Annotated in this window: 22 protein-coding genes; 6 read left to right on the top strand and 16 right to left on the bottom strand. The window is 69.9% G+C overall.

The genetic code is table 11. The annotated features are described in order from the left end of the window. Positions 1 to 79 precede the first annotated feature (79 nt). The 14 genes from hslU to V2J18_RS03020 form a co-directional block, all read right to left on the bottom strand. Positions 80 to 1,453 (bottom strand): ATP-dependent protease ATPase subunit HslU, encoded by a 1,374-nt coding sequence (gene hslU / locus V2J18_RS03085; RefSeq protein WP_425605932.1) that lies wholly within the window; start codon positions 1,451 to 1,453, stop codon positions 80 to 82. Between the two features lie 106 nt (positions 1,454 to 1,559). Then, positions 1,560 to 2,111 (bottom strand): ATP-dependent protease subunit HslV, encoded by a 552-nt coding sequence (gene hslV / locus V2J18_RS03080; protein WP_064749737.1) that lies wholly within the window; start codon positions 2,109 to 2,111, stop codon positions 1,560 to 1,562. A gap of 92 nt (positions 2,112 to 2,203) precedes the next feature. Then, positions 2,204 to 2,755 carry a hypothetical protein gene (locus tag V2J18_RS03075; protein WP_336130933.1) on the bottom strand — a complete coding sequence of 184 codons (552 nt, stop codon included), beginning with the start codon at positions 2,753 to 2,755 and terminating at the stop codon, positions 2,204 to 2,206. 176 nt (positions 2,756 to 2,931) lie between these two features. Continuing rightward, complete coding sequence (xerC, locus tag V2J18_RS03070) at positions 2,932 to 3,771, bottom strand: tyrosine recombinase XerC (RefSeq protein ID WP_425606095.1); 840 nt, start codon at positions 3,769 to 3,771, stop codon at positions 2,932 to 2,934. 145 nt (positions 3,772 to 3,916) lie between these two features. Then, positions 3,917 to 4,387: a hypothetical protein gene (locus V2J18_RS03065; RefSeq protein ID WP_336130931.1), complete on the bottom strand. Its 471-nt coding sequence runs from the start codon at positions 4,385 to 4,387 to the stop codon at positions 3,917 to 3,919. A gap of 102 nt (positions 4,388 to 4,489) precedes the next feature. Continuing rightward, the gene (locus V2J18_RS03060; protein WP_064749733.1) at positions 4,490 to 5,176 is read right to left on the bottom strand and encodes a DUF484 family protein; all 687 of its coding nucleotides are present in this window, start codon (positions 5,174 to 5,176) and stop codon (positions 4,490 to 4,492) included. After that, positions 5,173 to 6,033 (bottom strand): diaminopimelate epimerase, encoded by an 861-nt coding sequence (gene dapF / locus V2J18_RS03055; RefSeq protein ID WP_064749732.1) that lies wholly within the window; start codon positions 6,031 to 6,033, stop codon positions 5,173 to 5,175. Before dapF ends, V2J18_RS03060 begins: the two co-directional genes overlap by 4 nt. After that, a complete protein-coding gene (gene lptM, locus V2J18_RS03050) occupies positions 6,026 to 6,361 on the bottom strand; it encodes an LPS translocon maturation chaperone LptM (protein WP_064749731.1) in 336 nt (111 codons plus the stop codon). Before lptM ends, dapF begins: the two co-directional genes overlap by 8 nt. A 136-nt stretch (positions 6,362 to 6,497) precedes the next feature. Next, on the bottom strand, positions 6,498 to 6,950 hold the full coding sequence (locus V2J18_RS03045; protein ID WP_336130929.1) for a YbaN family protein: 453 nt from the start codon (positions 6,948 to 6,950) through the stop codon (positions 6,498 to 6,500). 143 nt (positions 6,951 to 7,093) lie between these two features. Continuing rightward, positions 7,094 to 9,241: a S9 family peptidase gene (locus tag V2J18_RS03040; protein WP_336130928.1), complete on the bottom strand. Its 2,148-nt coding sequence runs from the start codon at positions 9,239 to 9,241 to the stop codon at positions 7,094 to 7,096. 76 nt (positions 9,242 to 9,317) lie between these two features. After that, entirely contained in the window at positions 9,318 to 11,438 is a 2,121-nt protein-coding gene (locus V2J18_RS03035) for a prolyl oligopeptidase family serine peptidase (RefSeq protein WP_336133044.1), read from the bottom strand. Between the two features lie 270 nt (positions 11,439 to 11,708). After that, positions 11,709 to 12,035, bottom strand: coding sequence for a hypothetical protein (locus tag V2J18_RS03030; protein ID WP_425605931.1), 327 nt, complete (start codon positions 12,033 to 12,035; stop codon positions 11,709 to 11,711). Positions 12,036 to 12,140: 105 nt separating this feature from the next. Then, positions 12,141 to 13,061 (bottom strand): patatin-like phospholipase family protein, encoded by a 921-nt coding sequence (locus tag V2J18_RS03025; protein ID WP_336130927.1) that lies wholly within the window; start codon positions 13,059 to 13,061, stop codon positions 12,141 to 12,143. Then, positions 13,061 to 14,029 (bottom strand): helix-turn-helix transcriptional regulator, encoded by a 969-nt coding sequence (locus tag V2J18_RS03020; protein ID WP_064748224.1) that lies wholly within the window; start codon positions 14,027 to 14,029, stop codon positions 13,061 to 13,063. The genes V2J18_RS03025 and V2J18_RS03020 overlap by 1 nt, the downstream gene beginning before the upstream one ends. Positions 14,030 to 14,118: 89 nt before the next feature. Here V2J18_RS03020 and V2J18_RS03015 point away from each other — a divergent pair, with 89 nt between their 5' ends. The 6 genes from V2J18_RS03015 to V2J18_RS02990 all read left to right on the top strand — a co-directional run bounded on the left by V2J18_RS03015 (position 14,119) and on the right by V2J18_RS02990 (position 20,875). Then, on the top strand, positions 14,119 to 14,718 hold the full coding sequence (locus tag V2J18_RS03015; protein ID WP_141233491.1) for a hypothetical protein: 600 nt from the start codon (positions 14,119 to 14,121) through the stop codon (positions 14,716 to 14,718). Positions 14,719 to 14,860: 142 nt separating this feature from the next. After that, positions 14,861 to 17,947 (top strand): molybdopterin oxidoreductase family protein, encoded by a 3,087-nt coding sequence (locus V2J18_RS03010; RefSeq protein WP_336130926.1) that lies wholly within the window; start codon positions 14,861 to 14,863, stop codon positions 17,945 to 17,947. Beyond that, positions 17,934 to 18,170 (top strand): hypothetical protein, encoded by a 237-nt coding sequence (locus V2J18_RS03005; protein WP_064748227.1) that lies wholly within the window; start codon positions 17,934 to 17,936, stop codon positions 18,168 to 18,170. Before V2J18_RS03010 ends, V2J18_RS03005 begins: the two co-directional genes overlap by 14 nt. After that, positions 18,167 to 18,991, top strand: a complete 825-nt coding sequence (locus V2J18_RS03000) for a 4Fe-4S dicluster domain-containing protein (RefSeq protein WP_336130925.1) — start codon at positions 18,167 to 18,169, stop codon at positions 18,989 to 18,991. Before V2J18_RS03005 ends, V2J18_RS03000 begins: the two co-directional genes overlap by 4 nt. Before the next feature lie 96 nt (positions 18,992 to 19,087). After that, on the top strand, positions 19,088 to 20,038 hold the full coding sequence (locus V2J18_RS02995) for a dimethyl sulfoxide reductase anchor subunit family protein (protein WP_064748229.1): 951 nt from the start codon (positions 19,088 to 19,090) through the stop codon (positions 20,036 to 20,038). 159 nt (positions 20,039 to 20,197) lie between these two features. Then, the gene (locus V2J18_RS02990; protein ID WP_064748230.1) at positions 20,198 to 20,875 is read left to right on the top strand and encodes a DUF481 domain-containing protein; all 678 of its coding nucleotides are present in this window, start codon (positions 20,198 to 20,200) and stop codon (positions 20,873 to 20,875) included. Positions 20,876 to 21,015: 140 nt separating this feature from the next. Here V2J18_RS02990 and hemC read toward each other — a convergent pair whose 3' ends face one another. Then, positions 21,016 to 21,957 carry a hydroxymethylbilane synthase gene (gene hemC, locus V2J18_RS02985; protein ID WP_064748234.1) on the bottom strand — a complete coding sequence of 314 codons (942 nt, stop codon included), beginning with the start codon at positions 21,955 to 21,957 and terminating at the stop codon, positions 21,016 to 21,018. Between the two features lie 622 nt (positions 21,958 to 22,579). After that, positions 22,580 to 23,314, bottom strand: coding sequence for a LytR/AlgR family response regulator transcription factor (locus tag V2J18_RS02980; RefSeq protein ID WP_064748231.1), 735 nt, complete (start codon positions 23,312 to 23,314; stop codon positions 22,580 to 22,582). Between the last annotated feature and the right edge of the window lie 11 nt (positions 23,315 to 23,325).

Below are 23,325 nucleotides of genomic sequence, written 5' to 3'. Positions count from 1 at the left end.
CGGTTGCGGTGGTGAGACCACGCGCTAACCCCCTCTCCCGCTGGCGGGAGAGGGGTCGGGGTGAGGGCCGCCGCCCGCCTTACAGGATGTAGCGGCTCAGATCCGGATCCTGCACCAACTCGCCCAGGTGCAGGTCGACATAGGCGCGGTCGATCGTCACCGCCTGGCCGTCGCGGTCCGGCGCCTCATAGCTCAACGTATCGAGCAGCCGCTCCAGCACGGTGTGCAAACGGCGCGCGCCGATGTTTTCCTGGCGCTCGTTGACCTGCGCGGCGATCTCGGCGAGACGGTCCACCGCCTCGGCGCTGAACTTCAGCTCGACGCCCTCGGTCTTCAGCAGCTCCACGTATTGCGTGGTCAGCGCCGCCTTGGGCTCGGTCAGGATGCGGACGAAATCGTCCTTGCTCAACGCGCCCAGTTCGACCCGGATCGGAAAGCGGCCCTGCAACTCCGGAATCAGGTCGCTGGGCTTGGCCAGATGGAACGCGCCGGACGCGATGAACAGGATGTGATCGGTCTTGACCGGACCGTACTTGGTGCTGACGGTGGAGCCTTCCACCAGCGGCAGCAAGTCGCGCTGCACGCCTTCGCGGCTGACGTCGCCGCCGACCGCGCCGGCTTCGCTGCGCTTGGCGACCTTGTCGATCTCGTCGATGAACACGATGCCGTGCTGCTCGCAGGCCTCGATCGCGGCCTGGCGGATCTCGTCTTCGTTGACCAGCTTGGCCGCTTCCTCTTCGATCAACTGCGGACGCGCGGCCTTGATCGTCAAATGCTTCTTGTGGGTCTTGCCGCCGGCGACCTGGGAGAACATCTGGCGCAGCTGCTGGCCCATTTCCTCCATGCCCGGCGGCGCCATGATGTCGACACCGACATTGACCGCGGTTTCGATCTCGATCTCGCGATGGTCCAGCTCGCCGGCGCGCAGCTGCTTGCGCAGTTTGGCGCGGGTGTCGCTGTCCGGCGCGCTGGTGTCCTGCGCGGGAGTTTCCGAACCGAAGCCGAAGCCGCCCGGCACGCGCTTGGGCAGCAGCGCGTCGAGGATGCGGTCCTCGGAGCGGTCCTCGGCCTGGGTGCGCATGCGCGCCTTGGCCTGCTCGCGATACAGCTTCACCGCCGTATCGGCGAGGTCGCGCACGATCTGCTCGACGTCCTTGCCGACGTAACCGACTTCGGTGAAACGGGTGGCTTCGACCTTGACGAACGGCGCGTTGGCCAACGTCGCCAGACGCCGCGCGATCTCGGTCTTGCCCACGCCGGTCGGACCGATCATGAGGATGTTCTTGGGCATGACCTCGTTGCGCAGGTCGTCGGCGAGCTGCATGCGGCGCCAACGGTTGCGCAGCGCGATCGCGACCGCGCGCTTGGCCGAATGCTGGCCGACGATATGACGATCCAGCTCCTGCACGATCTCGCGCGGGGTCATGGTGGCGTGGGAGTTGTCGGGTTTCATTTTTGTGCGGGATTCGGGATTGGGGATTCGGGATTGGAGGAGCGAGCGGACGGCATTGGGCGGAAGACGCTTTGCGAATCCCGAATCCCGAATGCCCGATCCCGGCTCAAAGCTCCTCGACCACCACGTTGCGATTCGTATAAATGCACACGTCGCCGGCGATGCCGATGGCTTCGGTGGCGATGGTGCGGGCGTCGAGCCGGGTGTGGGCGAGCAGCGCGCGGGCGGCGGACAGGGCGTACATGCCGCCGGAGCCGATCGCGATGATGCCGTCTTCAGGCTCGATCACGTCGCCGGTGCCGCTGATGATCAGCGAAGTTTCCTTGTCGGCGACCGCGAGCAGGGCTTCGAGCTTGCCCAGGCGGCGCTCGGTGCGCCAATCCTTGGCCAGCTCGACCGCGGCGCGGGTCAGTTGGCCGTGCTTCTCGAGCTTGGCTTCGAACAGTTCGAACAGGGTGAAAGCGTCGGCGGCGGCACCGGCGAAACCGGCGAGGACCTGGCCGTCGCGGCCGAGGCGGCGCACTTTGCGCGCATTGCCCTTCATCACCGTGTGGCCGAGCGTGACCTGGCCGTCGCCGGCGACGGCGACATGGCCGTCGCGACGGACCGACACAATCGTGGTGGCGTGGAAAACGTGGGGATTTTGGCTGGGGTCCATGGCGGGCTCCGGGATAACTCTCCCGAAGTGGGGCTGGCCCCGGCCGGTTCAAGCCCCGAGCCGGGAGCGGCCGCGCCGCTCCCGGACCGCGTTCACTCGGCGTAGTCGCGCTGACGGCACCGGGTTTCGGCGTCGGGTTCGGCTTCGTAATCGAGGTAGTAGTAGGCGTGCCACAGGCGCGCGCTGCGCAGCGGCTTGCCCTTCCAGGCGGTGAAATGAATGCCTTCGCGGCTGCCGCACGTGCGCAGGGACGCAGGCGCCGCGCCGTCGAACGCGATCATGCCCGTCCAGTAGCTGTCCTCTTCGGACGGCGTCTTGTCCAGGCGCACGGCATAGGCTTTCGCCGCCGGCTCGTCGGGCTCCACGCTGGCGTTCTCCAGCTGTTTGCACGGCTTGGACAGCGCCGACACGACCTGTCCGCGCAGCGGCGGCGACTCTTCGTACGCCGGCCCCGGGCTGAGGATGCTCACCGCCACGGGGAACCGTTTGATCTTGCGGTGGGTCATGACGCAGCCGACCCGGTCCCGGCCGCCGGCCAGGCCGTAGCTTTCCCGCGCTGGCGTCTGCTTCGCCGCCGGCGCGCTCGTCGCCGGTGCGTTCGCCGCCGCACCCATCGCCAGCACTACCGCCAATATCGTTTGCATCGCACCGTTCCTTGGTTTGCCCGAGAGGTGCGAGATATTAGTTCCCGCCGCCCGCGTCCCGCTCGCCGATAGTGACGACGCGATCACGCTTGCACAGTTGCTGCGAAAAACAGCGCGCAGGAACGCGTAGCGAACGAAAGCCGAGCCTTGCCCGGCGGCCTCCCACGCCCCTGCGCTCAGTCGTCGCTCTTGCGCTTGGCCCGCGGATGCGCCGCGTCGTAGACCTTGGCCAGATGCTGGTAGTCCAGATGGGTGTAGATCTGGGTGGTGGCGATGTCGGCATGGCCCAGCAATTCCTGCACGCCGCGCAGGTCGCCGGAAGATTCGAGGATGTGGCTGGCGAAGGAATGCCGCAGCAAGTGCGGATGCACGCGCTTGAACAAGCCCTGGCGTTGCGCCAATTGACGGATCCGCAACTGGATCGCGCGCGGCGTGATCGGGCCGCCGCCGCGGCCGGGAAACACCGGCGCTTCGTTGCCGGCGCCGGTCGAGGCGCGCCATTCGCGCAGCGCGGCCGCAGCGTACGAGCCCAGCGGCACGCTGCGCTGCTTGCTGCCCTTGCCCAGCACCGTGACCAAACCGTCGCCGAGATCGAGGTCGCGCCAACGCAGCGCGCACAACTCGCTGAGCCGGATGCCCGAGGAATAGAACAGCTCCAGCAAGGCGCGGTCGCGCAAACCCAGCGGCGCATCGGTCGGCACTTCGACCAGGGCCTTGGCTTCGTCCGGGTCCAGCACCTGCGGCAGTTTGCGCGGCGCCTTGGGCGCGCGTATCGCCGCCGCCGGGCTGGCCGCCAGCGCGCCTTGCTTGACTTGCCAGCCGTAGAAACTGCGGCAGGCCGACAGGCGCCGTTGCAGGCTTTTCGGAGTCAGGCCGCGGCGATGCTCGGCGGCGATGAAGCCGCGCAAGTCCTCGGCCTGCAGCGCCAGCACGTCGCCATCGCCGCGCTGGCGTTCGCTCCACTGGCTCAGCGCGTCCAGGTCGCGGCGGTAGGCGTCCAGGGTGTGCGCGGACATGCGCTTCTCGACTTGCAGATGGGCGAGAAAGGCTTCGACGGCGGCGACGGACACGTTGGCGGGCGCTCCACGACGGCGGACGCCGTCGTCGGCCGCATCTTGCGACCGGACCCGGCCGATGTCGAGCGCAGCCGGCGCCGCGCCGTCAGCGATCGGGCTCGCGATTCAGCTTGCCCAGCCGATAGCGCATCTCCTCGCGCACGTCCGGCTCCGGATGCGAAAGCGCGTAGTGCCGCAATGCGGCGATCGCCTCGGGCGTGCCGATATCGGCGAAGGCATGACCGAACCACTTGGCGATCGCGCCGGGCTCGGAGCAGCTGCACTCCCGCATGCGCGGCAGGCCTTCGTCGAACGCGCGGCGCAGGAACGGCACGCTGGACGCGTGGGCGTCGAGCTGCAGGCTGCGCACGATGGCCTGGTGCCGCGTCTGTCCGGACGATACCAACAGGCGTTGCAAGGCCGCCCGTCCCGGCGAGGATTCCTCCCACAGGGCGACGTCGATCAGCAGCTCTGCCCGTTCCTCGTCCCCGGCCGCCACGGCGCGCTCGTACTCTTCGACCAGGCGATCGCAGCGCTGCGCCGCTTCGATCCGGCGCTCGTCCCAGAACGCACGCATCTCGCGCTTGCGCTGCTCCCAGTACGATGCCGCTCGCTGGGCCGGGTCTGATGACAGGGTCCGAACCCCTCGTCCGTCAGCGCGACCGGTCGCCGCCGGGGTTCACCCGAAGCGCTTCAGCGCCACCGCCAACGACTCACCCATCATGCGCAGGAACAACGTGCCCATGCCGGGGAAGAAGCGGTTGGCGTCGCGGCTGCCGACCGCGATCAGGCCGGTGCCGGGCAACGGCAGCAGCGCGGTGGATTGCACGTCGCCGGCGCGGTCGCCGTACAGCAGCGCATGCTTCTCCGGCTGCAACCGGCCGCACAGCGGCTCGCCGCTGGCCAGGGCGTCGCGGAACGGCTGCAGGCGCGGGTCGGTTTCGTCGACCTGTTGCAGCCAATCGCTGTCGCTCAAGCCCTCGACCGGCTTGAAGATCACCAGCCGCACCAAGTCGCCGTTGAAGTCCTCCGCCAGGCTGGCGGCCATCGCCCGCAGCGTATCGGCGGCGCTGTCCTGGCGCAGCAGGGCCAGGGTCAGCTGGTGGGTGCGCACCGCCAGGCGTTCGTTCTCCTGGGCGTTGCCGAACAGCTCCTGCAGGCGCCGCGACAGCTCGCGGTTCTTGTCGCGCAACACTTCCAGTTGGTAGCTCGCCAGCGACGAGGCCGAACCTTCTTCGCGCGGCACCACCAGGCTCATCGCCAGATCGGGAAACTGCTGCAGGAAACGCGGGTGCCGGCGCAGCCAGTTGGCCACTTCGTGCGCGCCGAGCGCGTCGGCGGGCTTGTCGGCGAACCTGTCGCTCATCGATTCCACTCTCCTTCGAACACGAATGCCGCCGGGCCGGCCATCGACAGCGGCGTATCGTCGCCGCTCCAGGCGATGCGCAATTCGCCGCCGGGCAGTTCCACCGCGACGTCGCGGTCGACGCGGCCGCGCCGCATCAGCACCGCGGCCGCGGCGCAGGCGCCGCTGCCGCAGGCCAGGGTCTCGCCGACGCCGCGCTCGTACACGCGCAGGCGGATGCGGTCGCGCGCGACCACCTGGGCGAAGCCAACGTTGGCCGACTCCGGCAAGGCCGAGGTCGATTGCAGCAGCGGCCCGATGCTTTCCACCGGCGCGGCGTCGACATCGTCGATCTCGATCACCGCGTGCGGATTGCCCATCGACACCGCGCCGAAGCCGATCACGGTGTCGTGGATGTCGACCACGTATTGGTCCAGCGGCGCGTCGTAGCCGCGCAGCGGGATCCGCGCGGGCTCGAAATCGGGGTAACCCATGTCGATGCGGAAGCGGCCCTCGCCGAGCGGCTCCACCGCATGGCGGCCGGACGGGCTGTCGACGGCGAACGCGCCGCTGCCGGCGGCGCCGTCGCGGACCAGCCAGGCGGCGATGCAGCGCGCGCCGTTGCCGCATTGCTGCGAGCCGGAGCCGTCGGCGTTCCAGATCCGATAGGACGCCACCGCGCCCTCGCTGAGCGGCGCTTCGACGGTCAGGATCTGGTCGCAGCCGATGCCGAAGTGGCGGTCGGCCAGGGCGCGGCACAGGTCCGCGTCCGGAGCGGGCTCGCCGCCGCGCAGGTCGAGCACGACGAAATCGTTGCCGGCGCCGTGCATCTTGCTGAAGCGCAACGGCCCGCTCGCGGTCGCGGTCGGCTTAGCCATCGCCTTGTCCGTCGCCGGGCACCGGCTCGGCCGGCTTGTCGGAAGTCGGCGCCGGGTCGGCGTCGGCCTTGTCGGCATCGGTCTTCGGCGGCGGCAAGGCCTGATCGATCGGCGGCAGCGACGGCACCGAGCTGCGCGCCTTGGAATCGGTCGCGACCGGCGGGTCGTTGGCGTTGGAAATCGTCACCGGCACTTCGCCGGGCTTGGTCGGCGGCGCTTCCTGCGGCGCGGGCTGGGTCGGCAGGACCAGCGGGCCCTTGTTGCCGCAGGCGGTCAGGGACAGGGTCAGCGCGGACAGGAGGAACGGCGTAGCGAGGCGTGCATTCATGAGCCGAAGTGTAGCCCGCAGAAACGACGGAAACGAACCCATCCGCTCCGGCTGCAGGACCAGCCGGTTGCGCGGGTTCAGCTGCGGCGGCCGCGGCGCACCGTGACCCATGTCGCTGCCTGCAGCGCTGGGCGACTCAACGCGGGGGCGGCTCCGGGCGCCGCCACAGCCAGATCGCGACGACGGTCATGATTGCCGTGCCGGTCGCGGCCATCCACCATTGGGGCGCGGTCAGGAACATGATGACCGCGCACGCCGCCATCATCGTCGTCGCCAGCCGCTTGGCCCGGCGGCCGACCGCGCCATAGGCCTCCCAGTCGCGGATCATCGGCCCGAAGCGCGGGTCGGCGTGCAGCCGCGCGTGCAGCCGCTGCGAGCCGCGCGCGGCGGCGAACGCGGACAGCAGCACGAAGGGCACGGTCGGCAAGCCCGGCACGACGATGCCGACGATGCCCAGGCCCAGGCTCGCGTAGGCCAGCAGCCACCAGGCCCAGCGCCAGCGCCGCCGCGCCGGCGCGACGTGCCCGTCGCGCGCCCGGCCGGCCCCGGACTCGGGCTTGGGCTCAGCGGAGGGCGGCGGCAAGGGCATGCGGACAGTATGCGGTCGGCGACGGGAGCGGATCACATGGCGCGGATGCGGCGCGGTTTCAAGCCTTGCGCTACGGCGGCGCGGCCCGTAAACGCCGACGCCCGGCCGCAGGGCCGGGCGTCGTGGCATCGCCGGAGCGGCGCTCAACGCGCCGCCGGGCCGCCGACCTGCAGTTGGTCGAGCATGAAGGCGTACATCTCGGCCTGCTCGCGGAAGCGGCGGAAACGGCCCGACTTGCCGCCGTGGCCGGCTTCCATGTTGGTGCGGAACAGCACCGGCTGCTTGCCGGTGTCCAGGTCGCGCAGGCGCGCCACGTACTTGGCCGGTTCCCAGTACTGCACCTGCGAGTCCCATAGGCCGGTGCCGACGAACATCGCCGGGTAGTCCTGCGCCTTCAGGTTGTCGTAGGGCGAGTACGACAGCATGTAGTCGTAGTAGTCCTTCTTTTCCGGGTTGCCCCACTCGTCGTATTCGTTGGTGGTCAGCGGAATGCTCGGGTCGAGCATGGTGGTGACCACGTCGACGAACGGCACCTGCGACAGGATCGCGCGGTAGCGGTCCGGCGCCATGTTGGCGATCGCGCCCATCAGCAGGCCGCCGGCGCTGCCGCCGTAGGCCGCGACCCGGTCCGGCGCGGCGTAGCCGGCCTCGACCAGTTGCTCGGTGACGTCGACGAAGTCGGTGAAGGTGTTCTTCTTGCGGAACAGCTTGCCGTCGTCGTACCACTTGCGGCCCAGCTCCTGGCCTCCGCGGATGTGGGCGATGGCGTAGACCATGCCGCGGTCGAGCAGGCTGACCACCGCGTTGTTGAAGCCCGGATCGGTCGAGGAGCCGTAGCTGCCGTAGGCGTACTGCAGCATCGCCGCCCGGCCGTTCTTCTCGAAGCCCTTCTTATACACCAGCGACACCGGGATCTTGACCCCGTCGCGGGCGGTCGCCCAGAAGCGCTCGGTGACGTACTGCTCGGGATCGTAGCCGATCACCGGCTGGCGCTTGAGCAGCTTGCGCTCGCCGGTGCGGGTGTTGAGCTCGTAGGTCGTGGCCGGCGTGGTCATCGAGGTGTAGGTGTAGCGCAGCCACTCCGTATCGTGCTCGGAGTTGGTCGACAGGCCCATCGAGAACGCCGGCTCGTCGGCCTTGACGAACTCCTCCTTGCCGTCGCGGTCGAGCAGGCGCAGGCGCTCGAGCGCGTTGGAGCGCTCGGCGATCGCGGTGAAGCCGTCGAACAGTTCGAAGCCTTCGATGAACACGTCGTCGCGGTGCGCGACCCAGTCCTGCCACTCCTTGCGCGAACGTGCGCCGTCGGCGGCAGTGACCAGCTTGAAGTTCGGCGCCGGCTTGCCGTCGGCGCCGGGCGCATTGGTGCGGATCACCCAGCGGCCGCCCAGATGATCGGCGTCGTACTCGACGTCGCGCTCGCGCGGGGCCAGGACGAAGAATTCCTTCGGGTCGGCCGCCGGCGCGCAGCGGAACTCGCTGGACACCGTGCTGTGCACGCTGATGCAGATGTAGGCGTCGTCGCGGCTGCGGTCGATGCCCATGTAGAAGCTGTCGTCCTTTTCCTCGTAGACCACGATGTCGCTGGTCGCCGGGGTGCCGAGCACGTGCTTCTTGACCCGTACGGTGAGCAGGGTCTCGGGGTCGTTCTCGACGTAGAACAGGGTCTTGTTGTCGTCGGCCCAAACCAGGTTCGGCGATACGCCTTCGATGACGTCGGGGTAGACCTCGCCGGTGGCGAGGTTCTTGAAGCGCACGGTGTACTGGCGGCGGCCGACCGCGTCGTCGGCCCAGGCCAGGATCTGGTTGTCCTGGGTCACCGCGTAGTCGCCGACGCTGAAGTAGCCCTTGTCCTTGGCCATCAGGTTGACGTCGAGCAGGATCTCCTCGGCGGCCTCCATGCTGCCCTTGCGGCGGGCGTGGATCGGATAGTCCTGGCCGGTCTCGAAGCGGCTGTAGTACCAGTAGCCGCGTTCGCGGTACGGCACCGAGCTGTCGTCCTGCTTGATCCGGCCGACGATCTCGCCGTACAGCGCGTCCTCGACCGGCTTGAGCGGCTTCATGTAAGCGTCGACGTAGGCGTTCTCGGCATTGAGATAGGCCAGCATCTCCGGGTTCTTGCGCTTGTCGTCGCGCAGCCAGTAGTACTCGTCGCCGCGCTGGGCGCCGTGCGGCGCCTTGACCGTGAACGGCTTCTTGGCCGCATCGGGCGGGGCCGGCAGACCGGCGGCGGTGGCGGAAAGGGTGGTGGTCATCAGGAGCGTGGCCGCAAGCGTGAACAGGGTCGGTTTCATATGGGGTCCGGGCGCGAAAGACGCAATGGCGCGAGTCGCCGCGCCGCCGCGGCGCGCGCCGCGGCGGCGACTGCGGTCACTTCTGCGACAGCTGCTCCCACAGGAAGGTGTAGGCCAGCGCGTTCATGTGCGCGGCCTGGGCGTTGTTGGCCGCGCCGCCGTGGCCGCCTTCGATGTTCTCGTAGTAGCGCACGTCCTTGCCGGCCTCGAGCATCTTCGCCGCCATCTTGCGGGCATGGCCCGGATGCACGCGGTCGTCCTTGGTCGAGGTGGTGAACAGCACCGGCGGGTAGCTGCGCTTGGGGTCGAACAGGTGGTAGGGCGAGAAGGTACGGATGAACGACCAGTCGGCGCTGTCCGGGTCGCCGTACTCGGCCATCCACGAGGCGCCGGCCAGCAGGTGGCTGTAGCGCTTCATGTCCAGCAGCGGCACCTGGATCACCACCGCGCCGAACAGGTCCGGGTACTGGGTCAGCATGTTGCCGGTGAGCAGGCCGCCGTTGCTGCCGCCCTGCACGCCCAGGTGCGGAGTGCTGGTGATCTTGCGCGCGATCAGGTCGCGGCCGACCGCGGCGAAGTCCTCGTAGGCCTTGTGCCGGTTGGCCTTGAGCGCGGCCTGGTGCCAGCGCGGGCCGTACTCGCCGCCGCCGCGGATGTTGGCGACCGCGTACACGCCGCCCTTCTCCAGCCAGCCCTTGCCGATGCTGCCGGAGTAGTTCGGGGTCAGCGAGATCTCGAAGCCGCCGTAGCCGTACAGGATGGTCGGCGCCTTGCCGTCGTAGGCCAGGTCCTTCGGCCGGACCAGGAAGTACGGCACGCGGGTGCCGTCCTCGCTCTTGGCGAAGTGCTGCTCGATCACGCTCTTGGACGCGTCGAAGAAGGCCGGCATGGTCTTGAGCGTTTCCGGCTGCTTGCCGTAGTCGGCCAAGGCCAGGGTGCTCGGGGTCAGGTAGTCGCTGGCGCTGAGCCAGACCGCGTCGCTTTCGTCGGCGTCGACCGCGCCGACCATGATCGTGCCGAACGCCGGCGCGCCGACGAACTCGCTGCGCTTCCACTCGCCCGCGCCCGGCGTCAGCACGCTGAGCTTGTATTTGACGTCGTCGAGGACGTTGAGCACCAGGTGGTTGCGGGTCCAGGTCGCGCCGGCCAGCGAAGTGGCGTCGGTCGGCTCGAACAGGCTGACGAACTCGCGCTTGCCGGCCTGGAAGTCGTCGAAGCGCGCGGCGATCAGGCTGCCGGCCTTGTAGCGCTTGCCGCCGGCTTCGTAGGGCTCGCGCAGCTCGGCGATCAGCCACTCGCGGTGCGCGTACTTGTTGGCCGAGTTCGGCAGATCGATCTTGCTGAGCTTGCCGTCGGCGCCGCGCAGGTACAGCTCATCGTTGTAGAACGCCAGCGTGCGTTGGACGAAGTCGCGTTCGAAGCCCGGGGTGTGGTCGCGGTAGGCGCCGATCATCATGTCGCTGTCGCGGCCTTCGTACACCAGCGCGGCCGAGGCCATGGGCGTGCCGCGCTTCCACAGCTTGACCGTGCGCGCATAGCCGGAGGTGGTCATCGAGCCGGGGCCGAAATCGGTGGCGACGTAGACATGATCCTGGTCGATCCAGCTCAGGCTGCCCTTGGCCTCGGGACGGTAGAAACCGTCCTTGACCCAGGCCTTGTCGACCAGGTCGAACTCGCGGGTGACGTCGGCGTCGGAGCCGCCGCGCGACAGCGCGATCAGGCAGCGGCGGTAGTCCGGCCGCAGGCATTCGGCGCCGTGCCAGACCCACTGCTCGCCCTCTTCGCGGTTGAGCGCGTCCAGATCGATCACCGTCTCCCACTGCGGCTTGTCCTTGCGGTACTCGGCCAGGGTGGTGCGGCGCCACAGGCCGCGCTGGTGCTGCGCGTCCTTCCAGAAGTTGTAGTAGTGCTCGCCGATCTTCTGCACGCCGGGAATCTTGGCGTCGGAGTCGAGGATCGCGCGGATCTGCCCTTCGAGCTGCTTGAACTGCGGGCTTGCGGCCAGTTCGCCTTCGGTCTTGGCGTTGCGGGCGCGCACCCAGTCGAGCGAGCGCTGGCCGTCGACGTCTTCGAGCCAGGCGTGGGGATCGGCGGCGGTGGGGCTGGTCACGGCGGACTCCTTGGCGTGGGCGGCGCCGGAGGCCGTTGCGGCGGCGAGACCCGCTGCGAACAACAACGACTGGCAGGTCTGCGACATCGTGGACATGACGGCTCCGGACAAAGGAAGGCCGCCACGCTAGCACAGGCCCCCCGGGCCTCTGCCCTGTCCAAGGTCACGTAGGGACTTGCCCAGTCTGGCGCGTTGCCGGGCCGCGGCCGACGCTGCGCCGGGGCCGGATCGCGGGCAAAAAAACGGCCCGCAGACGCGGGCCGTAAGGGCTCGAACAAGAGAGCGAGGAGGAGGAAGACGGGTGCGTCAGGCCGCGCGGGCGGGCCCATCCGGGCGAACCGGCCCGGAATCGGCGATTCAGGCGACCCGCGGCCAGGCCCGGACCCCGGCCGGCCCGCGGGCGCGGCGGCGGGCCGGGACTGCGCCGCGGCGGCGCCGGCGCAACCCGGCCGCGACCGGGTCGGCGGCACGGCGGCGGCGCAACGGCAGGGCGAAGCGGTGCAGGGCCCACCAGGCCACCGCCGGCATCGCCACCAGCCACAGCGGCAGCCAGCCCAGTGTGCCGTGATGGCCGCGCGCGGCCGGCAGCATCAGCACCAGCAAGGCGCCGATCGCGACCGCGTAGCGCAGGACGGTCTCCAATTCGGCACGGACGGCATCGGCGGTACGGTCGGCGGCGGTCATGGCGGGCTCCGGTGGCGGCTCAAGGGCGTTGAAGCCACCATCGCCGCGCCACGTCTCAGAAGCTGCGATGCCCCGCGCCGTTCGTCGGCGCGCCGGCCGGGCGGCTCAGTAGCCGGCCTTGTCCAACGCCTTGTCGGCCTCGGCCCGGCCCAGCTCGATCAGCTCCTTGGCGCGCCAGAACTCGTAGAACTGGCAAGCGTCGCGCGGAATCCGGATCACCAGCTCGGGCGGGTCCAAGGCCAGCTGCACGCGCGCGATCTGCGCCTGCATCATGTCCAGCGAACGCGCCATCAGTTCGCTGAAGCCCAATTCGTTGGGCCGCTCCTCCTCGCCGGTGGGGTCGCTGGCGATCGCATCGCGGCGCAACCAGCGCATCAACAGCGAGGGCGACGCCTGGGCCGGTTCGGCGGCGCCGTTCGGCAAGGCCAACGCGCCGGGCGGCCGCTCCGGCCAGCCGTGCATGTCCACCGCGATCAGCCGGTGCGCATCGCTGAGGCGGGTGGCGGCGATCGGCAGCGGCGCCAGCAAGCCGCCGTCGACCAACTCGCGCCCATGCAACTCATAAGGCGGAAACACGCCCGGAATCGCGATCGAGGCGCGCACCGCATCCCATAGATCGCCTTCGCGCAGCCACACCTCGCGCTGCCGGATCAAGTCGACCGCGACCGCGGTGAACGGCACCGGCAGGTCTTCGATGCGCGGCTCGCCGGTCAGCTCGCGCAGCGCGCGCATGAGTTTTTCGCCGCGGAACAACGCCGGCTGGCCGATCCAGGGATCGAGCAGGCGCAGCATGTCGGTGCGGCTCATGCGAAACAGCCAGTCGCGGTAGACCTCGAGCTTGCCGGCGGCGAACAGGCCGCCGACCAGGGCGCCGCTGGACGAGCCGGCGACCGCGACGATGCGCAGGCCGCGCGCCTGCAAGGCTTCGATGACGCCGATCTGGGCTAGGCCGCGCGCCCCGCCCGCGCCCAGTACCAGGGCGACGGGTTCGCCGGCGGCGATGCGCGGGGCGTCGGCGCCGGGCATCAGCGTTCGTAGTTGCTCAGCGCCAGTTCCAGCATCGACTTGGCCTGTTCGCGCAGCACCACCGGCTCGACGATCTCGGCGTCGCTGCCGTAGTGCATGACATCCATCAGCAGCTCGCGGCCGGCGCTGTAGGGCACCTTGAGCTCGTAGCGCCCGTCGGGCAGGAAACGGCCCTGCTGCTGCGAATGCCAATGCTCGTCGGCGACCCAGCGCGCGGCCTTGGCGCTGAACACGATCGTCGCCCAGCCCTTGGGCGCGCCGGAGAAGATGCCGTAGCTGGACGCCAGGTGGCGGTCGAGTTCCTCGTCGGCGACATCGCGCGCCGCCGCTTCGCCGACCTTGGCCGCGCTGATCCGGTCGACCGAGAAGCTGCGCAGCGCATCGCGCTCGTGATCCCAGGCGTCGAGATACCAGTTTTCGCGGTAGTGGGTCAGGCGCTGCGGCGAGACGCTGCGGCGGGTGCGCTCGTCGGTGGAGCGGGCGCGGTATTCGAACGTCAGCTGCTTGCGGTCCAGCACCGCGGTGGCGACGGTGCGGAACGCGGTCTCGTCGAGCCGGCGGGTGCGGTGCGGGATCACCCGCACCCGTTCCACCGGCAGGCGGCGGCCGCCGGCGTGTTCGTCGAGCAGCTTCTCGATCCGCTGCTGCAACGGCGCCAGCGCGTTCGACAGCACCCCGCCGCCGCTGCGCATCAGCAACTGCTGGGCGGCGAGCAGCGAGTGCAGCTCTTCCGAACTCAACCACAGCCCGGGCAGCTCGAAGCGGTCGCCTTCGCTGGTGTCGTAGCGGAAACCGGCCTCGCCGTTGCCGACCACCGGCGCCATCAGGTAGTCGCGCAGGTAGGCCAGGTCGCGGTACACGGTCGCGCGCGAACACTCCAGGTCTTCCTGGAGTCGCTGAACCGTGACCGGGTACCGGGCCGCGGTGAGAATCCTATGCAACGCGTGGATGCGTTCGATACGTTCCATGTCGGCAGGGTCTGGAGGAGGCGGTGGGGTCGCAATTAGCATGGCATCGGCCGCTGTCCGGCCGCCACCATCGAACTGAAGGATCGTACGTGATCAAGCCCGCATTATCCGCAACGCCGGCTCGGGCGGCAGTGCTGATCGCCCTGCTCGCCTCGGCGCCGGCCGCGGCCGGCCCCAAGGAAGAGCTGATCGCGGCGGTGGACCGGCTCAATGCCGCCCGCAGCTACCGCTCGGTCATGAGCGCAGACACCGGACTGACGGTGGAAACCGAATTCGTCGCTCCCGATCGCATGCGCGTGCGCATGGGACAGCTCGGCGAACGGGTCGTCGTCGGCACCACCATGTACGAAACCTATGCAGGCAATACGCGAAAAACGCCGATGCCCGGCAACTGGGCATCGGCCATGCACAGCCGCGTCAAGCAGCTGGGCAGCGAACAGACCCTCAGCGTGGCCTTGCTCGGCGAACAGACCGTGGCCGGCCAACCGATCCGCGTGTATCGCGCCGACAACAGCCAGCCGCGGATGTCGTCGACGTTCTGGATCGGCGCCCACGGCTACCCCCTGCAGGTCAAGACGACGCTGACCACGGCCAAGAACAAGAGCTACACCTCGACCGTGCGCTACTCGCGCCACAACGATCCAGGGCTGCGGATCGACCCGCCGGCGATGCCGGCGCCGAAGCGATAGTAGACACCGGCGCGGTCGCACCGGTTGCGACCTCGCCGCGCATTTTCGTGCTGCAATGCGATAAAGACTGCATCCGACGCTGGCACAAGCGCGCCGCGCGCGCAAGCTCGCCGGGCCCGATCCGGGTGTGCACAATGCCCGTATGCGAGAGCGCGCTCCCCCTGGGCCGGGCCCCCAAGAGCCAGCCATCGATCTGTCGCCCTCGCCCGGCGACGAGGTCAAGACCACGACCTGCTACATGTGCGCCTGCCGGTGCGGCATCAAAGTCTGGCTGGCCGACGCGGGTCCCCAGGGCAAGGCGATCCGCTACATCCAGGGCAACCCCGAGCATCCGGTCAACCGAGGCGCGCTGTGCGCCAAGGGCTCGGCCGGGATCATGCAGCACTATTCGCCGGCGCGGCTGCGCAAGCCGCTGCTGCGGGTCGGCGAACGCGGCAGCGGCGAGTTCCGCGAGATCGAATGGGAGCAGGCGCTGCAGATCGCCGTCGACTGGCTGGCGCCGATCCGCGCGCGCGATCCCGACCAACTGGCCTTCTTCACCGGCCGCGACCAGTCGCAGGCGCTGACCGGCTGGTGGGCGCAGCAGTTCGGCACGGTCAACTACGCCGCACACGGCGGTTTCTGCTCGGTCAACATGGCCGCCGGCGGGCTGTACACGCTCGGCGGCTCGTTCTGGGAGTTCGGCGAGCCCGACTGGGAGCACACGCGCTATCTGATGCTGTGGGGCGTGGCCGAAGACCACGATTCCAACCCGATCAAGCTCGGCCTGGGCAAACTCAAGGCGCGCGGTGCCAAGATCGTCGCGGTCAATCCGGTGCGCAGCGGCTACGGCGCGATCGCCGACGAGTGGATCGGCATCCGCCCGGGCACCGACGGCCTGTTCGCGTTCGCGCTGATCCACGAGTTGCTCAAGGCCGACCGGATCGACCTGGAGTACCTGGTGCGCTACGCCAACGCGCACTGGCTGGTGATCCGCAATCCGGGCGGCGCCGACGACGGTCTGTTCGCGCGCGACGAACAAGGGCGCGCGCTGTGCTGGGCGAGCGGTCCTCACCCCGGTCCGCTCCCGCAAGCGGGAGAGGGAGAGGGAGAGCAGCCGAGTCAGTCGCACGGAGAACGCCTCTCGCCGCAAGCGGGCCCGGAAGCGCCGCGGCAGCGCCTACCCGAAGAATCCCCGCTCCCGCCTGCGGGAGCGGGCCGGGGCGAGGGCCGCGCGGTGCCGGCCGACAGCATCGGCATCGCGCCCGCCGTGGTCGGCGAATACCGGCTTCCCGACGGCCGCCGCGCGACGCCCGCCTTCCACCTGGTGGCCGAGCGCTACCTCGATCCGCAGTACGCGCCCGAGGCCGTGGCCGAACGCTGCGGCATCCCCGCCGACACCATCCGCCGCATCGCCCGCGAACTGGCCCAGGCCGCGTTCGACGATCCGCTGCGCCTGCCGATCCCCTGGACCGACGCGCACGGCCGCGAACACGCCGACATGCTCGGCCGCCCGGTGGCGATGCACGCGATGCGCGGCATCAGCGCGCACAGCAACGGCTTCCACACCTGCCGCGCCCTGCATCTGCTGCAGTTGCTGCTCGGCGCGGTCGACACGCCGGGTTCGTTCCGCTATCAGCCGCCGTTCCCCAAGCCGCTGCCGCCGCCGAACCGGCCGGGCCGGAAGCGCCAGGGCAACGGCGCGCTGGACGCCGCGCCGTTGGGTTTCGTGCACGGCCCGGAGGACCTGGTGGTCGACGAGAACGGCGCGCCGCGCCGGATCGACCACGCCTACTCCTGGGCCTATCCGTTGTCGGCGCACGGCATGATGCATACCGTGATCCGCAACGCCTGGGCCGGCGATCCGTACAAGATCGACACGCTGATGATGTTCATGGCCAACATGAGCTGGAATTCGGCGATGAACACCGGCCAGACCATCGCCTGGCTGACCGACCGCGGCGACGACGGCGAGTACCGGATCCCGCACATCATCTATGCCGACGCCTACGCCTCGGAGATGACCGCCTACGCCGACCTGGTGTTGCCCGACACCACCTACCTGGAGCGTTTCGACGCGATCAGCCTGCTCGACCGGCCGATCTCCGACGCCGACGCGGCCTGCGACGCGATCCGCCATCCGGTGGTGGACGCCGCGAGCCAGCGCCTGGACCCGAACGAGCCCGAACGCGACGTGCGCGGATTCCAATCGGTCCTCCTCGACCTCGGCGCGCGGCTCGGCCTGCCCGGCATGGTCCACGACGACGGCAGCCCGCGCTATCGCGACTACGCCGACTACATCGTCCGCCACGAGCGCGCGCCCGGGGTCGGCCTGCTCGCCGGCTGGCGCGGCGAACGCGGCGAGCTGGAGGCCAAGGGGCCGCCCAACCCCGAACAGTTGCAGCGTTACATCGAGCACGGCGGATTCTGGAGCAGCCCGGTGCCGGAGTCGGCGCGCTACTACAAGATGGCCAACCGCGCCTATCTGGACTGGGCGCAGAAAATGGGCTTCCTCGGCCATGCCGAGCCGATCGTGCTGCAGCTGTACTCGGAGACGCTGCAGAAGTTCCGGCTCGCCGCACAGGGTTTCGGCGAACACCGGCCGCCGCCGGCGCAACGCCAGCGCGTGGCGACCTACTTCGACCCGCTGCCGATCTGGTACGAGCCTTTCGAAGGCGCCCAGCTCGCCGACGCGGAGCGCTTCCCGCTCAGCGCGGTGACCCAGCGGCCGATGTTCATGTATCACGCCTGGGGCTCGCAGAACGCCTGGCTGCGGCAGATCGCCGCACGCAACTACCTGTATCTGCATCCGGCCACCGGCGCGCGCTACGGCCTCGCCGACGAGGATTGGATCGAAGTCGAATCGCACCACGGCCGCATCGTCGTGCAGGCCAAGTTCGCCGCCAACGTCCAGCCCGATACGGTCTGGACCTGGAACGCGATCGGCAAGCGACGCGGCGCGTGGCGCCTGAGCAAGGACGCGCCGGAGGGGCGCAAGGGCTTTCTGATGAACCATCTGATTTCCGACCTGACCCCGCGCGGCGATTACGCCAACGCCGACCCGGTCACCGGCCAGGCGGCCTGGTTCGATCTGCGCGTGGCGATCCGCAAGGCCGAGGCCGGCGAGGCGACCCGGCCGCAGTTCGCGCCGCTGCCGTATGCCGAAGCCGAAGCCGCGCCGCTGCGTTACGGCGCCGGCTTCCGCGCCGTACGCGAGAGACACGAGGGCCGCGACGATGACGCCGCCTGAGCGCGAACCCAGCCGGCGCCTGCGGCCGGTGCGCCTGTTCGCCGGCGTGCTGTGCCTGCTGCTCGGCCTGGCCCTGATGCTGCTGCTCGGCCTGGGACTGCTCGGGCCGGCGGCGGGCGTCGGCGGCTCGCCGGCGCTGGTCGCGCTGATGCCGAGCGTGGCGATCGGCGTGACCGTGTTCGCGCTGGGCCTGTGGCTGCTGGCGACCGGGAGGCGGCGATGACCGGCCTGCCGCCGCCGTCCAAGAAGAAGCTCGGCCTGGTGATCGACCTGGACACCTGCGTCGGCTGCCACGCCTGCGCGGTCAGCTGCAAGGAATGGAACGCCGGCGGATTCGCCGCGCCCCTGACCGACGAGCAGCCCTACGGTCGCGAGCCCTCGGGCGTGTGGTTCAACCGCGTGCACAGCTACGAGATCGCGCCGATGGCCTTGGCCGATCCGGTGCGCGCCGCGCCCTCGCAGACGCCGTCGGCCGGCACGCCGGCGCCGCGCAGCCCCTGCGCCAGCTCCGCGCAGCCGGCGATGACCCTGCACTTCCCGCGCTCGTGCCTGCACTGCGAGCAGCCGGCCTGCGTCACCGTGTGCCCGACCGGCGCCAGCTACAAGCGCGCCGAGGACGGCATCGTCCTGGTCGACGAAGACAAGTGCATCGGCTGCAAGCTGTGCTCTTGGGCCTGCCCCTACGGCGCGCGCGAGTACAGTCCGGTCGAAGGGGTGATGAAGAAATGCACCTTGTGCATCGACCGCATCTACAACGAAAACCTCAGCGAAGCCGAACGCCAGCCGGCCTGCGTGCAGGCCTGCCCGACCCGGGCGCGGCATTTCGGCGACCTCGGCGATCCCGAGTCCGAGGTGTCCAGGCTGGTCGCCGAACGCGGCGGCGTCGACCTGATGGCTTCGCTGGGCTATCGGCCGACCAACAAATACCTGCCGCCGCGCCCGCGCCGCGGCGGCGACGACAGCCCGCCGGCCCCGGCCGAAACCTTGGACACCGGCGCCTTGCCGGGCGTGCTGCGATGGCTCGACAAGGTGTTGTCGCGGTGAACGCAAACGCTTGCGCCCTGCGGCCTCGCGCCGCAGCTGCAACCGCGGCCCGTCCGGTCGCGCCGTTTTCTGTTTTTCGCTCCTCCGCAGGCTGACATGCACCCGGCGTTCTCGGTCATTTTCTTCACCACCTTGTCGGGCGCGGGCTATGGCCTGCTGACCTGGCTCAGCGTGTTCGCGTTCTGGCGCCATGCATACGGCGCCCACGCCGCCGCGTTGCCGGAGCGCAGCCTGGGCTGGGGCCTGGCGCTGGCGCTGCTGCTGGTCAGCGTCGGCCTGCTCAGCTCGACCCTGCACCTGGGCAAGCCGCAGCGGGCCTGGCGCGCGTTCTCGCAATGGCGCAGCTCCTGGCTGTCACGCGAAGGCGTGCTGGCGCTGGCGACCTACCTGCCGGCCGTGGGGCTGGGCCTGTGGCTCGCCGGCCCGCTGCGCGGCGCCGGCACGTGGCTACCGGCAGCGCTGGCCGCGGCGACGGCGGCCTGCGCCCTGCTCACCGTGGCGTGCACCGCGATGATCTATGCCTCGCTGCCGCCGATCCCCGCCTGGCGCCATCGCCTGGTGGTGCCGGGTTATCTGCTGTTCGCCCTGCTCGGCGGCGGCGCCCTGCTGCCGCTGCTGCCCGGCATGGCGACCGAAGCGCGCTGGGCCTGGGCCGCGCCGCTCCTGCTCGCGCCGCTGGCCGCGGCGCTGAAGCTGGCCTATTGGCGCGCGATCGATCGCCAACCGCTGCCGGTGGACCGCGGCGACGCGCTCGGCCTGCCCGGACGCGAGGCGACGGTGTTCGAACGACCGCATACCGAGGCCAACTACCTCACCCGCGAGATGGGCTACGTGCTGGCGCGCAAGCACGCGGCCAGGCTGCGCCGGATCGCCGTGATCCTGTTCGCGCTGGCGCCTTGGCTGGCGGCGGCGCTGGCCTTCTGGCTGCCGCCGGGACCGGCGCCGGCGGTGGCCGCCGCCGGCGCGCTGGCGGTGCTGACGGGCACCCTGGTCGAGCGCTGGCTGTTCTTCGCCCAGGCCCGCCACGTGGTGACCCTGTATTACTGAACGCCGGCGCAGCGGCGCGGAACCCCGGCGGCAACGGCGACCGCGCCTGCACCCGGCCCGACCGCTTGAACGCCGCCTATCCGCGGGCAACCGCCGTCGCAGGCCTGTAATCGCTTTCATGGCATGATGGCGGCCGTTTCTTGCTGAACCCTTCAGACGATGCTCGGTGCAATCGGGCTCGCCCTGCTCGGCGCGCCCCTGGTCACATTGCCGACGCCCGCCTTCGGCGGCGACCCGACCCTGATCGCCATCGCCAGCGATCCGGCGCGCATGCGCTTGTATTGCCTCTCGACCCGCTGCGGCGACGAGGAATGGCGCCTGGCGTTGGCGCCGCCGCCGGCCAAGGCCCCCGACATCGATCCGCTCGACCTGCCGCCGTTGCGCAACGTGCAACTGCCCGGCTCGCAGCGCCGGGTCGGCGGCATCCGCGCGCCGGCCACCTCGCGCGAAAGCCGCGCCATGTACTCCAACGACTACCGCATCGGCACCCGCTACGGCGTGCAGGCATTGCGCGACGGCCCGACCCAACTCGGCCTGACCTTCGGCGCCGGCTATCGCCTGGCGCCGCTGCACGACGACGGCATCAACCGCCCCGGCGCGGTGTTCCGCGGCGAACTCAACCTCGGCCAGAAGCTCGGCGACCGCGCGCGCTGGAGCCAGCGGGTGCAGGTCGAGAGCGGCCACGGCGACACCTTCGTCAAGCAGAGCGTGCGCCTGGACGTCGATGTGTGGCGCAACTGGAAGCTGGAAACCGACTTCGCCATCCGCCACGACTCCAACGGCGGCGGCGGTAGCGAAAGCGCGGAAAGTTCGATCGAGCTGATCCGGCGGTTCTAAGCCCCGCTCCCTGCCGGAGCGGCGCCGCAGCGGCGGGACACCACGTCGCCGCCCGACGCCTGGCTGGGCGATGAAACGCCCCCTTCGCCCTCGCTTCGACGGCCGCGGCTTACGCCGTGCCTACCGCGAAGCGACGCGCCTCAGTCGGCGTCCCCGGAGATCGTCGGCAAGGACTGGGCGATGAAATCGGCCGCGCCCTGTTCCAGCAGCCGCTGTGCGATCTCGATGCCCAGGCATTGCGGCGCATCGCCGCGGCCCTCGCCGTGTGCGCGCACCGCACGCCCGTCGCTGGCCGAACCGACCAGCCCTTGCAGGCGCAAATGCGCGCCGTCCAGGTGCGCATGCGCCGCCACCGGCACGTGGCAGCTGCCGTGCAGGGCGCGGTTCATCGCCCGCTCGGCCTCCACACAGGTGCGGGTGTCGGCATGATCGAGCGCAGCACACAATTCCCGCGCGACCACATCGTCCTCGCGGCATTCGATCGCGATCGCGCCCTGCGCCGGCGCCGGCAACCAATACGGCGACTCCAGGCGGCGGCGGATGCGCGCGTCCAGCCCCAGCCGCTGCAACCCGGCGCAGGCCAGCACGATCGCGTCGTAGTCGCCGCTGTCCAGCCGCGCCAAGCGGGTGTTGACGTTGCCGCGCAGGTCCAGCAACTGCAGGTCCGGGCGCAGCGCGCGCAACTGTGCCTGCCGGCGCAGCGACGACGTACCGACCCGCGCGCCCGGCGGCAGCGCGTCGATGCCGTCGAAGCCGTTGCTGACGAAGGCATCGGCGTAATCGGCGCGCTCCAGGATCGCCGGCAGGGCGAAGCCCGGCTCCAGCGCCATCGGCACGTCCTTGAGCGAATGCACCGCGCAATCGGCTTCACCGCGCAGCATCGCCAGCTCCAGCTCCTTGAGGAACAGCCCCTTGCCGCCGATCGCCGCCAGCGAGCGGTCCAGCACCTCGTCGCCGCGCGTGCTCATCGGCACCAACTCGACCGCGAGTCCGGGGTGGATCGCACGCAGACGGTCGGCGACGTGCTCGCTCTGCCACAGGGCGAGCGGGCTTTTGCGGGTGGCGATGCGCAGGGTCTTCATGCCGGCATTATCGCCGCTGGACGGGGTTTGGCCCAAGGGCCGGAATCACCGGGGAAGGAGGGAACCGGACAACGTGTCTGGCAGCGAGGTTGCGGTTGTTGCCGTGAAGCGCTTGGCGCCGCCTCGAACTCGCGAAGACAAATCGAAGCCCCGAAGGGCGGCCGGCCGGGAGGCGGGCCGCGCACAGCCAGGCCAGGGAGGGCCTGTGCGGAGCGGCCCTGCGCAGGCTACGTCCCATAGCGGCCCTCGATACGAAACCGCCATGGCGTTTTCTTTGGTTACTTTTGACTGAAGGAAAACCCGTCGGACGTTGTCGCCTTGGACAAAGAAAGTGACCCGGCCGCCTGCGGACGGAGGCTTTGTTTGGTGCCTTGGGTTTTGTGCTTCGAAGTTTCAAATGCCTTCGAACGACAAACGCGGCGAGATCGCAAGGACGCGGTCGCGGCTTGCGCCGCTCCTACACACCCCACGACGGTTTCAGGCTTCGATCCATGACGCTGGCGTTGGAGCTTCTGCGCGTCCCGGGGTCGCGGCTTGCGCCGCTGCTACAAAAACCGGCGCGGCGTTCCTGGCGGCTGCTCTGCCGACGCCCCGTCCCGAATCCCCATTCCCGCCCCACCGCTCAAAGATGCTTGAGCGTCTCGCGCAGCGCCGCCACGCAGCGGCGGCTGACCTCCAACGGCTGCTTGCCGTGGCGCAACACCGCCTGGACATGGCCTTCCGAATCGCGCTTGAGCTCGACGATTTCGTGCCGCGCCACCAGGCAATTGCGGTGGATGCGCACGAAACGCTCGCCGAACTCGTCCTCCAGCGACTTCAGCGACTCCTCGATCAGATCCTCGCCGCGCGCGTGATGCACGATCACGTACTTCTCTTCGGCGTGCAGATAATGCACGTCCTCGATCGGGATCAGGCGCAGGCTGCCGCGCAGGCGCGCGCACAGATGGCTGCGGCTCTGCCCCGGCGCGGCGCCGGTCTCGCTGTTGCGCTCGCGGCCGGCGGCGAAGGTGCGCACTCGCTCCAGCGCCGCGTCCAGGCGCTCGGCGCGCACCGGTTTGACCAGGTAGTCGATCGCCTCGGCCTCGAACGCCGACAGCGCGTGCGCGTCGTAGGCGGTGCAGAACACCACCGCCGGGCGCGGATCGAACGCGGCCAGGTGACGCGCCGCCTCCAGCCCGTCGATGCCGGGCATGGCGATGTCGAGCAGGACCAGGTCGGGCCGGTGCTCGGCGCAAGCATGCAAGGCGTGTTGGCCGTCGGCGGCTTCGGCGACGATCTCGACGTCGTCGCGTTCGCTCAGCAGGCCGCGCAGGCGCTCGCGCGCCAACGGTTCGTCGTCAGCGATCACCACTCTCATGGACTGCCTCA

Source organism: Lysobacter firmicutimachus (genome assembly GCF_037027445.1).
In the GTDB taxonomy this organism is placed as follows: Bacteria; Pseudomonadota; Gammaproteobacteria; order Xanthomonadales; family Xanthomonadaceae; genus Lysobacter; species Lysobacter firmicutimachus.
The sequence above is the reverse complement of the archived record's forward strand: the minus strand, read 5'-3'. Positions and strand labels throughout refer to the sequence as shown.

Bases quoted from the DNA above. Each gene is read 5' to 3' on its own strand.
- hslU (WP_425605932.1), bottom strand. From the start codon at position 1,453: ATGAAACCCGACAACTCCCACGCCACCATGACCCCGCGCGAGATCGTG.
- hslV (WP_064749737.1), bottom strand. From the start codon at position 2,111: ATGGACCCCAGCCAAAATCCCCACGTTTTCCACGCCACCACGATTGTG.
- V2J18_RS03075 (WP_336130933.1), bottom strand. From the start codon at position 2,755: ATGCAAACGATATTGGCGGTAGTGCTGGCGATGGGTGCGGCGGCGAAC.
- xerC (WP_425606095.1), bottom strand. From the start codon at position 3,771: ATGTCCGCGCACACCCTGGACGCCTACCGCCGCGACCTGGACGCGCTG.
- V2J18_RS03065 (WP_336130931.1), bottom strand. From the start codon at position 4,387: ATGCGTGCGTTCTGGGACGAGCGCCGGATCGAAGCGGCGCAGCGCTGC.
- V2J18_RS03060 (WP_064749733.1), bottom strand. From the start codon at position 5,176: ATGAGCGACAGGTTCGCCGACAAGCCCGCCGACGCGCTCGGCGCGCAC.
- dapF (WP_064749732.1), bottom strand. From the start codon at position 6,033: ATGGCTAAGCCGACCGCGACCGCGAGCGGGCCGTTGCGCTTCAGCAAG.
- lptM (WP_064749731.1), bottom strand. From the start codon at position 6,361: ATGAATGCACGCCTCGCTACGCCGTTCCTCCTGTCCGCGCTGACCCTG.
- V2J18_RS03045 (WP_336130929.1), bottom strand. From the start codon at position 6,950: ATGCCCTTGCCGCCGCCCTCCGCTGAGCCCAAGCCCGAGTCCGGGGCC.
- V2J18_RS03040 (WP_336130928.1), bottom strand. From the start codon at position 9,241: ATGAAACCGACCCTGTTCACGCTTGCGGCCACGCTCCTGATGACCACC.
- V2J18_RS03035 (WP_336133044.1), bottom strand. From the start codon at position 11,438: ATGTCGCAGACCTGCCAGTCGTTGTTGTTCGCAGCGGGTCTCGCCGCC.
- V2J18_RS03030 (WP_425605931.1), bottom strand. From the start codon at position 12,035: ATGACCGCCGCCGACCGTACCGCCGATGCCGTCCGTGCCGAATTGGAG.
- V2J18_RS03025 (WP_336130927.1), bottom strand. From the start codon at position 13,061: ATGCCCGGCGCCGACGCCCCGCGCATCGCCGCCGGCGAACCCGTCGCC.
- V2J18_RS03020 (WP_064748224.1), bottom strand. From the start codon at position 14,029: ATGGAACGTATCGAACGCATCCACGCGTTGCATAGGATTCTCACCGCG.
- V2J18_RS03010 (WP_336130926.1), top strand. From the start codon at position 14,861: ATGCGAGAGCGCGCTCCCCCTGGGCCGGGCCCCCAAGAGCCAGCCATC.
- V2J18_RS03005 (WP_064748227.1), top strand. From the start codon at position 17,934: ATGACGCCGCCTGAGCGCGAACCCAGCCGGCGCCTGCGGCCGGTGCGC.
- V2J18_RS03000 (WP_336130925.1), top strand. From the start codon at position 18,167: ATGACCGGCCTGCCGCCGCCGTCCAAGAAGAAGCTCGGCCTGGTGATC.
- V2J18_RS02995 (WP_064748229.1), top strand. From the start codon at position 19,088: ATGCACCCGGCGTTCTCGGTCATTTTCTTCACCACCTTGTCGGGCGCG.
- V2J18_RS02990 (WP_064748230.1), top strand. From the start codon at position 20,198: ATGCTCGGTGCAATCGGGCTCGCCCTGCTCGGCGCGCCCCTGGTCACA.
- hemC (WP_064748234.1), bottom strand. From the start codon at position 21,957: ATGAAGACCCTGCGCATCGCCACCCGCAAAAGCCCGCTCGCCCTGTGG.
- V2J18_RS02980 (WP_064748231.1), bottom strand. From the start codon at position 23,314: ATGAGAGTGGTGATCGCTGACGACGAACCGTTGGCGCGCGAGCGCCTG.